We start from the raw sequence: 12,345 nt of genomic DNA, 5'->3' as shown, positions 1-12,345 counted from the left end.
GTTAAAAATAGATTGTGAAAAGTTGCCGAGTGCAATTTTTCCGACCCGTTATTCTGGAAGGAGGGTGTCCTAATGATTCAACAAGAAAGTCGTATGAAAGTGGCTGATAACTCTGGTGCTCGTGAAGTGTTAACTATTAAAGTACTAGGTGGATCAGGACGCAAAACTGCTAACATTGGCGATGTTGTCGTGTGTACCGTTAAACAAGCAACACCAGGCGGCGTTGTCAAAAAAGGTGAAGTTGTTAAAGCAGTAATCGTTCGTACTAAGAGTGGAGCACGTCGTCAAGACGGTTCTTACATCAAGTTTGATGAAAATGCATGTGTCATTATCCGTGACGATAAAAGTCCTCGTGGAACACGTATTTTTGGACCTGTTGCACGCGAACTTCGTGAAAACAACTTTATGAAGATCGTTTCTTTAGCTCCAGAAGTTCTTTAAAAAATAAGTTCCAAGAAATCAAGGAGGTGCTATACCAATGCATGTCAAAAAAGGTGATAAAGTAAAAGTTATTACTGGTAAAGATAAAGGCAAATCCGGCAAAGTGCTCGCAGCATTTCCGAAAAAGGACCGCGTACTTATCGAAGGAATCAATATGGTTAAAAAACATACAAAACCTTCCAACATCAACCCGCAAGGCGGAATCTTGAATGTTGAAGCACCAATCCACGTTTCAAACGTAATGCTAATTGACCCTAAAACAGGCGAACCTACTCGTGTAGGATACGAAGTTAAAGGCGATAAAAAAGTACGCGTAGCAAAAAAATCCGGTGAAGTAATAGATAAATAATAGTCGTAGGAAGGAGGGAATATTACATGAATCGCCTTAAAGATCAATATCTTAAGGAAATTGTTCCTGCTTTAATGAGCAAATTCAATTATGACTCCGTAATGGAGGTTCCAAAAATAGATAAAATCGTAATCAACACTGGTGTTGGTGACGCTACAGCAAATGCGAAAGTTTTAGACAGTGCAGTTGAGGAGTTAGCTCTTATCACTGGTCAAAAACCTGTAATCACAAAAGCAAAAAATTCTATCGCTGGTTTCCGTCTTCGTGAAGGAATGCCAATCGGTGCTAAAGTAACTTTGCGTGGTGAACGCATGTATGATTTCTTAGATAAATTAGTTACTGTTTCACTTCCACGTGTTCGTGATTTCCGTGGCGTATCGAAAAAAGCTTTCGATGGTCGTGGTAACTATACGTTGGGTGTTAGAGAGCAACTTATTTTCCCTGAAATTGATTACGATCAAGTATCAAAAGTACGCGGTATGGACGTAGTAATCGTTACAACTGCCAAAAGTGATGAAGAATCTCATGAGTTACTAACTCAACTAGGGATGCCATTTCAAAAGTAATCAAAACTAATTTTAGTAGGGAGGCGAAAACGTGGCTAAGAAATCCATGATCGCGAAGCAAAAACGTACACCAAAATACGCTGTTCAAGCATATACTCGTTGTGAACGTTGTGGTCGTCCACATTCCGTTATTCGCAAATTTAAATTATGCCGTATTTGTTTCCGTGAACTTGCCTATAAAGGTCAAATTCCCGGCGTGAAAAAAGCAAGCTGGTAAGAAAGAGTTTAAGGAAGGAGGGTATTATACATGGTGATGACAGATCCAATTGCAGATTTTCTAACTCGCATTCGTAATGCAAACATGGTTAAACATGATAAATTAGAACTGCCTGCATCCAAAATCAAAAAAGAAATTGCTGAAATATTGAAGCGTGAAGGTTTTATCCGTGACGTTGAATATATTGAAGATGACAATGCTGGAACAATCCGTGTTTTCTTAAAATATGGAGCGACTGGCGAACGTGTAATCACTGGTTTGAAACGTATTAGTAAGCCAGGTTTACGTGTATATGCAAAATCAACTGAGGTGCCTAAAGTACTTAACGGTCTAGGTATCGCAATCGTGTCTACTTCCCAAGGCGTTTTAACCGACAAAGAAGCCCGTGCTAAACAAGTCGGCGGAGAAGTACTAGCATACGTTTGGTAAGAAAAAGTAAACCATAAGGAGGTGCAATAAATGTCCCGTATAGGTAAAAAAACTATTGTGATTCCTGCAGGTGTAACAGTTACACTTAATGGATCAACAGCAACAGTTAAAGGTCCTAAAGGTGAACTTGTAAAAGAGTTCAACCCAGAAATTACTATTAATATTGAAGGCAACGAAATTAACGTTTCTCGCCCGACTGATAATAAAAACCACCGTGCACTTCATGGTACAACTCGTGCTATTCTTAATAACATGGTTGTCGGAGTTTCCGAGGGTTATGAAAAGAAATTAGAACTTATCGGTGTTGGTTACCGTGCGCAAAAACAAGGCGACAAGCTTGTTCTTAACGTAGGGTACTCTCATCCAGTAGAGTTTGTTGCTCCTAAAGGCGTAGATATTGAAGTTCCTGCAAACACACAAGTGATTGTTAAAGGATACAACAAAGAACACGTTGGCGAGTTAGCTGCAAACATTCGTGCCGTACGTCCACCAGAGCCATATAAAGGTAAAGGTATTCGTTACGAAGGCGAACATGTACGCCGTAAAGAAGGTAAAACTGGTAAATAATGCCGCTTAATTAGGCAAATGAGAGAAGAGGTGAGTCGTGTGATTACCAAAATCGACAAAAATAAAGTACGTAAAAAAAGACATGCTCGTGTTCGTTCTAAGATTTCTGGAACTGAAAGTCGTCCACGTTTAAACGTATTCCGTTCAAACAAAAACATTTATGCTCAAATTATTGATGATGTAAATGGTGTGACACTTGCAAGTGCGTCTAATTTAGATAAAGATTTCGGTTCTGCTGAATCCAAAGTTGATGCAGCAAGCAAAGTTGGCGAACTAGTTGCTAAACGTGCTTCCGAAAAAGGTATTACTTCTGTCACTTTTGACCGTGGAGGATACTTATATCATGGCCGCGTGAAAGCTCTTGCTGAAGCAGCTCGCGAAAATGGACTAGAATTTTAATAAGAAGGAGGGACATATTACATGCCTGAGCAAATTGATGGAAACAAATTAGATTTAGAAGAACGCGTTGTTACAATCAACCGTGTTGCTAAAGTAGTTAAAGGTGGACGTCGTTTCCGTTTCACAGCACTTGTTGTTGTTGGAGACAAAAATGGTCATGTTGGTTTCGGTACTGGTAAAGCGCAAGAAGTTCCAGATGCTATCCGTAAAGCTGTTGAGGATGCTAAAAAGAACATGGTGCTTGTACCAACTGTAGACACAACTATTCCACACACTGTAGTCGGACATTTTGGTGGCGGAGAAATTCTTCTTAAACCAGCTAGTGCCGGTTCTGGTGTAACTGCTGGTGGTCCCGTTCGTGCGGTCCTAGAACTTGCCGGTGTTGCTGATGTATCTTCCAAATCGCTTGGATCTAATACACCAATTAACATGGTACGTGCTACAATCGACGGAATTAAACAACTGAAAAACGCTGAAGATGTTGCGAAACTTCGTGGCAAAACAGTAGAAGAATTGTTAGGATAAGGAGGGAATTATCATTATGGCGAAGTTAGAAATTACTCTAAAACGTAGCTTAATCGGACGCCCTCAACCACAACGCAAAACTGTTCAAGCATTAGGTCTTGGTAAAACAAATTCTGTAGTGGTTAAAGAAGATAATCCTGCAATTCGTGGGATGATCACTAAAGTAAGTCATTTAGTGGACGTCAAAGAAGTTTAAGCTTAAAATTATTATGCAATGGATAGAATTTGTTAAATAGGAGGAGGTGCTTGACATGAAACTACATGAACTTAAGCCTTCAGAAGGTTCTCGTAAAGAACGTAATCGTGTTGGTCGTGGAACAGGCTCTGGTAACGGCAAAACTTCAGGACGCGGTCATAAAGGACAAAAAGCTCGTTCTGGTGGTGGCGTACGTTTAGGCTTTGAAGGTGGACAACTTCCACTTTTCCGTCGTATTCCAAAACGTGGATTCACAAATATCAACCGTAAAGAATTTGCTATCGTGAACTTAGATGTTTTAAACCGCTTTGAAGATGGTACAGAAGTAACACCAGAACTTTTAGTTGAAACTGGAATTATTCGTAATGAAAAATCCGGAATCAAGATTTTATCTAATGGAAATATCGAGAAAAAACTTACTGTGAAAGCGAACAAATTCTCTGCAGCTGCGAAAGAAGCAATTGAAGCGGCTGGCGGAAAAACTGAGGTGATCTAATGTTTCAAACGTTAGTTAACTTCTTCAAAGTAGCAGACATCCGTAAAAAAATACTATTTACATTAGCAATGCTAGTTATTTTCCGTATTGGTACATTCGTGCCAGTACCGGGAGTTAACGCAGCAGCTTTACAATCTAGTATGGATGGCGGTATTTTGGGGTTCTTAAATACATTTAATGGTGGGGCTTTAAAAAACTTCTCAATTTTTGCCATGGGTGTAATGCCTTACATTACATCTTCCATTATTGTTCAGTTACTTCAAATGGACGTTGTTCCTAAATTGACTGAGTGGTCGAAGCAAGGGGAAATGGGTCGTAAAAAACTCAATCAACTTACTAGATACATGACAATTGGACTTGGTTTAGTGGAAGCTTTCGGTATGGCATATGGATTTAACCGCATGTCTTCAGCTGGCTTAGTAATTGAACCTTCCATTGGTAGATATGCAATTATCGCTATTGTATTGACTACTGGTACAATGTTCTTAATGTGGCTAGGTGAACAAATCACTGTTAAAGGCGTTGGTAATGGTGTTTCCATCATTATCTTTGCAGGTATCGTTGCTCGTATTCCTGATGGAGTTCGTCAATTATATGTTTCGCAAATTGAAAACGCTGGTGATCAACTTTTCCTACATGTTCTGACATTAGTTGGTGTAGGGATTGCAATTTTAGCTATTGTTGTAGCTGTAATCTTCTTCCAACAAGCACTACGCAAAATTCCAATTCAATACTCTAAACGTGTAGCAGGAGCAAAACAATCGGGCGCGCAAGCAACGCACTTGCCGTTAAAACTTAACTCTGCCGGAGTTATCCCTGTTATCTTTGCAAGTGCATTTATTATTACACCACAAACTATCCTTACTTTCTTTGATCAAAGTAACGATGTTGTAAAAGTATTGAAAGATGTGTTTGATTACACAAAACCAATTGGTATGATTTTATATGTTGCACTAATTGTTGCTTTCACTTATTTCTATGCTTTCATTCAAGTGAACCCTGAGAAAGTTGCAGACAACTTGAAAAAGCAAGGTGGGTATATTCCTAGTAAACGTCCTGGTCGGGAAACACAAGCTTATCTTACATCGGTACTTTACCGTCTAACATTTGTTGGTGCAATTTTCCTTTCAGCGGTTGCTATACTTCCAACTATCGGTACTACTGTGTTTAGTTTACCGCAGTCACTTGCCGTTGGTGGTACAAGCCTACTAATTGTTATCGGGGTAGCATTAGATACTACGAAACAACTCGAAGGACAACTTGTAAAAAGGAACTATCGGGGATTTATCAAATAACACGCAGTTCTTGTTAGGTCTTCCTAGCAGGAGCTAGCGCGTAATAAGGGGCGAAACAGTTGAAATTAGTATTAATGGGACTGCCCGGCGCCGGAAAAGGCACACAAGCGGAACAGATTGTTGAGAAATACAACATTCCTCATATTTCCACTGGAGATATGTTCCGAGCAGCTATGAAAAATAATACGGAATTAGGAAAGAAAGCTAAATCCTTTATGGATAATGGCGACCTTGTTCCTGATGAAGTAACAAATGGTATCGTTCGTGAACGTTTGGCCGAAGATGATGCTAAGAATGGTTTCTTGCTTGATGGTTTTCCGCGCACTGTGGAACAAGCAGAAGAGCTAGAAAATATTCTAAATGATTTAGGGACAGAACTTGATGCTGTCATTAACATTGAAGTTGATAAAGATGTTTTAATGAAACGTCTTACAGGTCGTTGGATTTGTCGGACTTGCGGTAAGACTTACCATGAAATTTACAACCCACCGAAAGTTCCTGGGAAATGTGATTTAGATGGCGGAGAACTTTACCAACGCGATGACGACAAGAAAGAAACGGTTGAAAAACGACTAAATGTAAATATGAAACAGACCAAGCCGCTTCTAGATTTTTATTCTGAAAAGGGTAAACTTCATAACATAAACGGCGAGCAAGACATTAAAGACGTTTTTGTAGATGTGGAAAAAATTCTTGCTTCTTTTTGAGGAGTGAGCTGTGCTGAATCACTGTCAAAATCAATGCGTGCAAATTAGTTTAGTTTGTAGTATAATGGATAATTGGCAGTGGAATTAAAGGCATCTAAGCAAATCATGATGAACGAGAGAACCGTTTGAAGATCATCCGAATGACGTATATGTTCTACCTTGATCTGTTCAGCCGCAATACTTTTGCGAGTGACAGTTCTTCTGGTTTTTACGGATTTCACTTTTACAGGTTGTCTGAAAAGCTGGCGAAATGTGTTGCCTTTTAATGAAGTGCATCCATTTTTGCATGTTTTACGTTTTTTTCATGTAAGAGAAATAGTTACACTGAAAGGATTAGGCCTGCATCAGGAACAAATCCAAGAATACAAGAAGGAGGTAGCAAACATATGGCAAAGGAAGATGTTATTGAAGTAGAAGGCGTAGTACAAGAAACTCTACCAAACGCGATGTTCAACGTTGAACTCGAAAATGGTCATAAAGTACTGGCAACTGTTTCTGGTAAAATCCGTATGCATTACATTCGTATTTTACCTGGAGATAAAGTGACAGTAGAGCTTTCTCCATACGACCTGACACGCGGAAGAATTACTTATCGTTTTAAATAATTTGCACTCCGAAATTGAATTTATATACCGGTCTGGTTTATCCAGCTTAGAAATTATCGGTTTATAGAGACATTTTCTCTAATAAACAAGGAGGTATATCTATATGAAAGTAAGACCATCAGTGAAACCTATGTGCGAAAAATGTAAAGTTATTCGTCGTAAAGGTAAAGTAATGGTAATTTGTGAAAATCCAAAACATAAACAAAAACAAGGATAAGAGGAGGTGCTTAAGTAAATGGCACGTATTGCAGGTGTGGACGTTCCACGTGAAAAACGTATTGTTATTTCCCTGACTTACATTTATGGTATCGGTAAACAAACAGCTAAAGAAGTTCTTGCTGAAGCTGGCGTTTCTGAAGATACTCGTACTCGTGATTTAACTGAAGAAGAGCTAGGTAAAATCCGTGAAATCTTAGACCGTATTAAAGTTGAAGGTGACCTTCGTCGTGAAGTAAACTTAAACATTAAACGTCTAATCGAAATCGGTTCTTACCGTGGCATGCGTCACCGTCGTGGACTTCCAGTTCGCGGACAAAATACAAAAAATAATGCCCGTACTCGTAAAGGCCCGTCCAAAACAGTAGCAGGCAAAAAGAAATAATAGTAAAGGAGGTAGTTAGTGAATGGCTCGTAAAACAAATACTCGTAAACGCCGTGTGAAAAAGAATATCGAATCTGGTATTGCACACATCCGTTCTACATTTAATAATACGATCGTAATGATTACTGACACACATGGTAATGCTTTAGCTTGGTCAAGTGCAGGTTCCCTAGGATTTAAAGGTTCTCGTAAATCTACTCCTTTCGCAGCGCAAATGGCAGCTGAAAGTGCAGCAAAATCAGCACAAGAACATGGTTTAAAAACATTAGAAGTAACTGTTAAAGGTCCTGGTTCAGGTCGTGAAGCGGCTATCCGTGCACTACAAGCAGCTGGTCTTGAAGTAACAGCTATTAAAGATGTAACTCCAGTTCCACATAACGGATGTCGTCCTCCAAAACGTCGTCGCGTATAAGTGGTCGTTTTCTTTTGCCAATAGTAGATTTTTACTGTCTTAACTATCAAGGCAGAGAGTTTGACATAAAGACTGATATTCTAGACGTTTTGAAGGAGGGTAAATTTGAATGATCGAAATTGAAAAGCCAAAAATCGAGACGATTGAGATCAGCGATGATGCCAAGTATGGAAAGTTTGTTGTAGAGCCACTTGAGCGTGGATATGGTACAACTTTGGGTAACTCCTTACGTCGTATTCTATTATCTTCTCTTCCAGGTGCAGCAGTAACCTCTATCCAAATTGATGGAGCTTTACATGAGTTTTCTGTAATTGAAGGTGTAGTAGAAGATGTAACAACCATGATTTTAAATATTAAAAAACTTGCACTAAAAATCTATTCTGATGAAGAAAAAACATTAGAAATCGATATGCAAGGTCCTGGTGTAGTAACTGCAGCTGACATTAATTATGACAGCGACGTTGAGATTTTAAATCCCGACTTACACATTGCTACATTAAGTGATAATGCTAAATTTCATGTGCGTTTAAATGCGACTCGTGGTCGTGGTTACACACCTGCTGATCAAAATAAACGCGAAAATATGCCAATTGGTGTACTTCCAGTCGATTCAATCTTTTCACCGGTTATCCGTGTGAACTATCAAGTGGAAAATACACGTGTTGGACAATCAACTAATTATGATAAGCTTACGTTTGATGTGTTAACTGACGGAAGTATCAGCCCAGAAGAAGCAGTTTCACTTGGAGCTAAAATTCTTTCTGAGCACTTAAGTATCTTCGTTAACTTAACAGATGAAGCACAAAAAGCTGAAATTATGATTGAAAAAGAAGAAAGCCATAAAGAGAAAGTGCTTGAAATGACTATTGAAGAATTAGACTTGTCTGTTCGTTCATATAATTGTTTGAAACGCGCTGGAATCAATACAGTACAGGAACTTGCTGACAAATCCGAAGACGATATGATGAAAGTCCGTAACTTGGGCCGTAAATCGCTTGAGGAAGTTAAAGTAAAACTGGCTGACCTTGGCTTATCTCTAAGAAACGAAAACTGATAAAGGAGGCAATTCCATGGGTTACAGAAAATTAGGTCGTACAAGCTCACAACGTAAAGCGTTACTACGTGATCTTGCAACGGATTTAATCGTATTTGAACGTATTGAAACAACAGAAGCTCGCGCTAAAGAGATTCGTAAAGTTGTTGAAAAACTAATCACTTCTGGGAAAAAAGGAGACTTGCACGCTCGTCGTCAAGCAGCTGCTTTCATCCGTCATGAAGTTGTAGAAGTAGTACAAGTAGATGCTAAAGGTAAAGATGGTTCTACTGTGAAGAAAAACCGTCCTGTATACGCTCTACAAAAACTATTTGATGATGTTGCTCCACGTTACGCGGAACGTCAAGGTGGTTACACTCGTATCTTGAAAAAAGGTCCACGTCGCGGTGACGGCGCACCAATGGTTATTATTGAATTAGTTTAATAATAAAACGTTTAAAGCAAGTGGAGTGTCATGATATGGAGACTTCGTGTTTCCTTGTCTAGCTCTGTGTTTCCTAGTCTACTTAATCGTAGGCTAGGAGGCAGGCTTTTTTTGTTTGACCTGTTATCTATGTATAGCAGGTCTTTTTTTCTTGCCTTTATACTGGAAACCATCTATAGTAAATTCCAAAGATAAACAGTGGGAGGGACGGAGAATGCGTTCGTTAACTAACGCGGAAATAGCTCACAATAGATTACTTAATTCTGGACTACTACAATCTAAATTTTCCAGCGCAGAGGATGCAACTCGTGCGTTATTTGGTATTCAGTCGCAGTATCAACAATTTGGAGAGATTAGTTTATTTAATCGTGTACCTAATTTAACCAAAGAAAATCTGCAAATGGCTTACGACGATAAAGGGATAATCAAAATCTGGGGGCAAAGAATGACTATCCATATGTATACGCCGGATGATTGGTTTTATGTTCATGATGTTTATGCGAACAAAAACAATTGGTTAAGAAAGCACGCAGACTCTCTAGGACGTGATTTGGATGAGATTTTAGTACAAATGGAAGAATTACTCCTGCGCGAAGATAAAGTGTCTAAAGAGTCCTTTGCGGCTTTACTAGGTAATGAAGCAAAAGAGCTGATGACATGGGGCGGGGTTTTTATTCAAGGGTCACTCGATGGCAAATTGTTTTGTGTGCCAGAAAGTCCTAAAACAAAATTTTATAGTCATAGAAACCAAATTGATTCAGAAAGAGAAGATGCTTGGATAACTAACAAGCGCAGCAAGACAGGTCTTGAAACAATGATTGATCGTTATTTTAGTGCATTTGGGCCAGCGACTATACAAGATTTCAAGCATTGGAGTGGTTTGCGAAATAGTGATTATATAGAAACGTTAGAAAAGTTACTTGAAAACTATATATGCTATATCGGTGAAGATGGCAAGAACTATTATAGCAAAGCAAAAACGCAGGAAAATGTGGAGATGGGGTCGCCACTTCTATTAGGGAAGTTTGATCCGCTTTTCGTAAGTTACGCGAAAAAGAATTGGCTTGCGAGCGAAAAAGAAACGAGTCTAATCTGGCGCACCGCTGGGCAAATTGAAGCTGTCTTAATAATAAATGCTCAGTTTTTTGGAACGTGGAGATATAAAATATCGGGGGATAAAATAGTTTTTCAATTCTATCTTAGTAAAAAACTAACTAAAAAAGGACAAAAATTAGTAGAAAAAGAAGCGATAAAACTAGCTGAATTCCTCCTTAAAAACTACCAAGGCAGCATTTTTGAACAAATTTAAAAGAACCCCCGTCAGAACGGGGGTTCTTTTCTTATAAAAATGGCATTTCTGGAAAATAATCCAAAGGTAATTTGATACTGGTAGTGATATTTGATTTACCCATGTTGCATACTTGAAACTCAGCCTGCAGTGATAGAAGGAACATCGCATCTTCAGTTATCATTTTGTCTGATTCAGTAAGTAAAGTTATCATATTTTGCATCGCTTTTTTTGCCGCTTTCTCAATAGTGAGATCTGATGCTAAGCAAATTAAATGGTTGTCATGAATGATTGTGGGTGTGGGAGCTGTTCGATTTTTAAGGATTTGAAGTCGTAAAGTGATTTCTGCTGGCGCCTCTGCACTCGTGGTAGTAGTTTTCCCGAAGCCAGCTGTAGCTCGAACATTGCCGATATAAAGCGATGCACCCTGTTTTTCAACTGGTAAAAAGATCGTTGCACCTTCTGTAATCTCGGATGAGTCGAGTAGGCCGTCGTTGTTAGCTGGTGATTTGGAGGTAAGTAAGCCTTCTGTTCGTAGCAATCCGATAGTTTTAGTTATCGGAATATGAATTTCATCTGAATACATAATTCGATTCTCTCTGACTTTGTAGCAACGAGTAAAGTTGCTTGTTAATAAATCATCTGTTATACCAACATTTGGTCCGTTTAGTAAAAATACCTCCGTCCCTAGGAGTTCAATTTTTTCAATCGTTACCGCTAATAAATCTCCACTTCTAGCTTCTTCGATATAGATTGGTCCAGTAGTTGGTGAAAATTGTTTCCAATCTAGGTCCCCGTATTGAAGCTGTTTGTTTTGAATTTGGCCATTGAAGTAGTCTTTTGTTTTTATCTTTACTACAGAGCCATCTTTCACTGTAATTGCAGGTTCCGCCGATTTATCCATCTTAAAAACCGCGCGTTCTGAAGTTACAAAGTTTTTCATCTCTTCCCTTCTCTCTATATTCTATTAGTAGTGACGGGTGAATTATAGCAAAATGAGAAGTAGGAAGTAAATGGATATTCTGTGAACAAAACCGAGTTGCAAACAGTAGAAAGCAATTCTTTATTCCATTTTTTCAACGGTTACATTGGGAAGAGTTTGTATAAAGTGAAATAGTTCGTATTCATCGTTCTTATTCTTTGTTTTTACAACAATATTCACGCGAATAAAAAGACTTTCTCCGATAAGTTCTTTTTCACTTGAGTACGAAACGATTTGTTGTTTGTTTTGTTGGATCTTGTCCGTGACCTTCACTAGATTTTCTTGTTTGTCGGTTGAATAGATAATTGCAGTTGTATGAAAGGCAAATGATTTGAAAACGATACTCAAGAATTCTAATCCGATTAAGGTAAGTAAAGTAGCGGCAATTCCAACCCAGTACATACCTGCACCAATAGCAAGGCCAATGCCAGCTGTGGCCCAAAGTCCGGCTGCTGTTGTTAGACCGCGAACAAATTTCTTTTGAATAATAATCGTACCCGCGCCAATAAAGCCAATCCCGCTTACCACTTGAGCAGCGACACGACTTGGGTCAAACGATACATTTTGCATGGTGGCAATTTCGGAAAAACCATATTGAGAAACAATCATAATTAATGCGCTACCGAGCGAAACAAGAAAATGTGTCCGGAATCCAGCTTCTTTCGCTCTGATTTCTCGGTCAAGTCCAATAATTGCTCCAAGGAGACCCGCAACAACAAGCCGTAAAATAAAATCTGCTAACATAGTTATCACATCCTTAACGTTAATATATTCCCTTTGGCATTAAACCAA

21 protein-coding genes are annotated in these 12,345 nt (G+C 38.9%); 19 read left to right on the top strand and 2 right to left on the bottom strand.

The window, feature by feature from the left end:
• Window positions 1–72: 72 nt before the first annotated feature.
• The 19 genes from rplN to GL301_RS13185 all read left to right on the top strand — a co-directional run bounded on the left by rplN (window position 73) and on the right by GL301_RS13185 (window position 10,592).
• Window positions 73–441, top strand: a complete 369-nt coding sequence (rplN, locus tag GL301_RS13275; RefSeq protein ID WP_003723686.1) for a 50S ribosomal protein L14 — start codon at window positions 73–75, stop codon at window positions 439–441.
• A 37-nt stretch (window positions 442–478) separates the two neighbouring features.
• On the top strand, window positions 479–790 hold the full coding sequence (gene rplX, locus GL301_RS13270) for a 50S ribosomal protein L24 (protein WP_003720939.1): 312 nt from the start codon (window positions 479–481) through the stop codon (window positions 788–790).
• Window positions 791–816: 26 nt separating this feature from the next.
• Window positions 817–1,356 (top strand): 50S ribosomal protein L5, encoded by a 540-nt coding sequence (gene rplE / locus GL301_RS13265; protein ID WP_003720938.1) that lies wholly within the window; start codon window positions 817–819, stop codon window positions 1,354–1,356.
• 31 nt (window positions 1,357–1,387) lie between these two features.
• Window positions 1,388–1,573: a type Z 30S ribosomal protein S14 gene (locus GL301_RS13260; protein WP_003723684.1), complete on the top strand. Its 186-nt coding sequence runs from the start codon at window positions 1,388–1,390 to the stop codon at window positions 1,571–1,573.
• Window positions 1,574–1,603: 30 nt separating this feature from the next.
• Window positions 1,604–2,002, top strand: coding sequence for a 30S ribosomal protein S8 (gene rpsH, locus GL301_RS13255; protein ID WP_003720937.1), 399 nt, complete (start codon window positions 1,604–1,606; stop codon window positions 2,000–2,002).
• A 30-nt stretch (window positions 2,003–2,032) separates the two neighbouring features.
• On the top strand, window positions 2,033–2,569 hold the full coding sequence (gene rplF, locus GL301_RS13250; protein ID WP_003726442.1) for a 50S ribosomal protein L6: 537 nt from the start codon (window positions 2,033–2,035) through the stop codon (window positions 2,567–2,569).
• Window positions 2,570–2,608: 39 nt separating this feature from the next.
• The gene (gene rplR / locus GL301_RS13245) at window positions 2,609–2,968 is read left to right on the top strand and encodes a 50S ribosomal protein L18 (protein WP_003739848.1); all 360 of its coding nucleotides are present in this window, start codon (window positions 2,609–2,611) and stop codon (window positions 2,966–2,968) included.
• Window positions 2,969–2,989: 21 nt separating this feature from the next.
• On the top strand, window positions 2,990–3,493 hold the full coding sequence (gene rpsE / locus GL301_RS13240; protein WP_003723681.1) for a 30S ribosomal protein S5: 504 nt from the start codon (window positions 2,990–2,992) through the stop codon (window positions 3,491–3,493).
• 16 nt (window positions 3,494–3,509) lie between these two features.
• On the top strand, window positions 3,510–3,689 hold the full coding sequence (gene rpmD, locus GL301_RS13235) for a 50S ribosomal protein L30 (protein ID WP_003720933.1): 180 nt from the start codon (window positions 3,510–3,512) through the stop codon (window positions 3,687–3,689).
• A 55-nt stretch (window positions 3,690–3,744) separates the two neighbouring features.
• Window positions 3,745–4,185, top strand: coding sequence for a 50S ribosomal protein L15 (gene rplO, locus GL301_RS13230; RefSeq protein WP_003723680.1), 441 nt, complete (start codon window positions 3,745–3,747; stop codon window positions 4,183–4,185).
• Complete coding sequence (gene secY / locus GL301_RS13225; protein ID WP_003726441.1) at window positions 4,185–5,480, top strand: preprotein translocase subunit SecY; 1,296 nt, start codon at window positions 4,185–4,187, stop codon at window positions 5,478–5,480. Before rplO ends, secY begins: the two co-directional genes overlap by 1 nt.
• 59 nt (window positions 5,481–5,539) lie before the next feature.
• The gene (locus GL301_RS13220) at window positions 5,540–6,187 is read left to right on the top strand and encodes an adenylate kinase (RefSeq protein ID WP_003740304.1); all 648 of its coding nucleotides are present in this window, start codon (window positions 5,540–5,542) and stop codon (window positions 6,185–6,187) included.
• A gap of 386 nt (window positions 6,188–6,573) precedes the next feature.
• Complete coding sequence (gene infA, locus GL301_RS13215; RefSeq protein ID WP_003720929.1) at window positions 6,574–6,792, top strand: translation initiation factor IF-1; 219 nt, start codon at window positions 6,574–6,576, stop codon at window positions 6,790–6,792.
• A 103-nt stretch (window positions 6,793–6,895) separates the two neighbouring features.
• A complete protein-coding gene (gene rpmJ / locus GL301_RS13210; protein ID WP_003720928.1) occupies window positions 6,896–7,009 on the top strand; it encodes a 50S ribosomal protein L36 in 114 nt (37 codons plus the stop codon).
• 18 nt (window positions 7,010–7,027) lie between these two features.
• Complete coding sequence (rpsM, locus tag GL301_RS13205) at window positions 7,028–7,393, top strand: 30S ribosomal protein S13 (RefSeq protein ID WP_003723677.1); 366 nt, start codon at window positions 7,028–7,030, stop codon at window positions 7,391–7,393.
• 22 nt (window positions 7,394–7,415) lie between these two features.
• Window positions 7,416–7,805 carry a 30S ribosomal protein S11 gene (gene rpsK, locus GL301_RS13200; protein WP_003720926.1) on the top strand — a complete coding sequence of 130 codons (390 nt, stop codon included), beginning with the start codon at window positions 7,416–7,418 and terminating at the stop codon, window positions 7,803–7,805.
• A gap of 109 nt (window positions 7,806–7,914) precedes the next feature.
• Window positions 7,915–8,859 carry a DNA-directed RNA polymerase subunit alpha gene (locus GL301_RS13195; RefSeq protein ID WP_003723676.1) on the top strand — a complete coding sequence of 315 codons (945 nt, stop codon included), beginning with the start codon at window positions 7,915–7,917 and terminating at the stop codon, window positions 8,857–8,859.
• A gap of 16 nt (window positions 8,860–8,875) precedes the next feature.
• Window positions 8,876–9,283, top strand: coding sequence for a 50S ribosomal protein L17 (rplQ, locus tag GL301_RS13190; protein WP_003723675.1), 408 nt, complete (start codon window positions 8,876–8,878; stop codon window positions 9,281–9,283).
• Window positions 9,284–9,497: 214 nt separating this feature from the next.
• Window positions 9,498–10,592: a DNA glycosylase AlkZ-like family protein gene (locus GL301_RS13185; RefSeq protein WP_010959069.1), complete on the top strand. Its 1,095-nt coding sequence runs from the start codon at window positions 9,498–9,500 to the stop codon at window positions 10,590–10,592.
• 31 nt (window positions 10,593–10,623) lie between these two features.
• Here GL301_RS13185 and GL301_RS13180 read toward each other — a convergent pair whose 3' ends face one another.
• The gene (locus tag GL301_RS13180; RefSeq protein WP_010959068.1) at window positions 10,624–11,514 is read right to left on the bottom strand and encodes an acetamidase/formamidase family protein; all 891 of its coding nucleotides are present in this window, start codon (window positions 11,512–11,514) and stop codon (window positions 10,624–10,626) included.
• A gap of 120 nt (window positions 11,515–11,634) precedes the next feature.
• Window positions 11,635–12,297 (bottom strand): MgtC/SapB family protein, encoded by a 663-nt coding sequence (locus tag GL301_RS13175; RefSeq protein WP_003726080.1) that lies wholly within the window; start codon window positions 12,295–12,297, stop codon window positions 11,635–11,637.
• Window positions 12,298–12,345 lie beyond the last annotated feature (48 nt).

The organism is Listeria sp. LM90SB2, assembly GCF_028867355.1.
Taxonomy (GTDB): Bacteria; Bacillota; Bacilli; order Lactobacillales; family Listeriaceae; genus Listeria; species Listeria monocytogenes_B.
This window is presented reverse-complemented; position numbering and strand designations above follow the sequence as displayed.

Excerpts from the sequence above, each read along its gene's own strand:
- rpmJ (WP_003720928.1), top strand. The coding sequence starts at position 6,896 with ATGAAAGTAAGACCATCAGTGAAACCTATGTGCGAAAAATGTAAAGTT.
- GL301_RS13195 (WP_003723676.1), top strand. The coding sequence starts at position 7,915 with ATGATCGAAATTGAAAAGCCAAAAATCGAGACGATTGAGATCAGCGAT.
- rplO (WP_003723680.1), top strand. The coding sequence starts at position 3,745 with ATGAAACTACATGAACTTAAGCCTTCAGAAGGTTCTCGTAAAGAACGT.
- rplQ (WP_003723675.1), top strand. The coding sequence starts at position 8,876 with ATGGGTTACAGAAAATTAGGTCGTACAAGCTCACAACGTAAAGCGTTA.
- rplF (WP_003726442.1), top strand. The coding sequence starts at position 2,033 with ATGTCCCGTATAGGTAAAAAAACTATTGTGATTCCTGCAGGTGTAACA.
- rpsK (WP_003720926.1), top strand. The coding sequence starts at position 7,416 with ATGGCTCGTAAAACAAATACTCGTAAACGCCGTGTGAAAAAGAATATC.
- GL301_RS13185 (WP_010959069.1), top strand. The coding sequence starts at position 9,498 with ATGCGTTCGTTAACTAACGCGGAAATAGCTCACAATAGATTACTTAAT.
- rplX (WP_003720939.1), top strand. The coding sequence starts at position 479 with ATGCATGTCAAAAAAGGTGATAAAGTAAAAGTTATTACTGGTAAAGAT.
- rplE (WP_003720938.1), top strand. The coding sequence starts at position 817 with ATGAATCGCCTTAAAGATCAATATCTTAAGGAAATTGTTCCTGCTTTA.
- rplN (WP_003723686.1), top strand. The coding sequence starts at position 73 with ATGATTCAACAAGAAAGTCGTATGAAAGTGGCTGATAACTCTGGTGCT.
- infA (WP_003720929.1), top strand. The coding sequence starts at position 6,574 with ATGGCAAAGGAAGATGTTATTGAAGTAGAAGGCGTAGTACAAGAAACT.
- rpsM (WP_003723677.1), top strand. The coding sequence starts at position 7,028 with ATGGCACGTATTGCAGGTGTGGACGTTCCACGTGAAAAACGTATTGTT.
- rpsH (WP_003720937.1), top strand. The coding sequence starts at position 1,604 with ATGGTGATGACAGATCCAATTGCAGATTTTCTAACTCGCATTCGTAAT.
- GL301_RS13175 (WP_003726080.1), bottom strand. The coding sequence starts at position 12,297 with ATGTTAGCAGATTTTATTTTACGGCTTGTTGTTGCGGGTCTCCTTGGA.
- rpsE (WP_003723681.1), top strand. The coding sequence starts at position 2,990 with ATGCCTGAGCAAATTGATGGAAACAAATTAGATTTAGAAGAACGCGTT.
- rpmD (WP_003720933.1), top strand. The coding sequence starts at position 3,510 with ATGGCGAAGTTAGAAATTACTCTAAAACGTAGCTTAATCGGACGCCCT.
- secY (WP_003726441.1), top strand. The coding sequence starts at position 4,185 with ATGTTTCAAACGTTAGTTAACTTCTTCAAAGTAGCAGACATCCGTAAA.
- GL301_RS13180 (WP_010959068.1), bottom strand. The coding sequence starts at position 11,514 with ATGAAAAACTTTGTAACTTCAGAACGCGCGGTTTTTAAGATGGATAAA.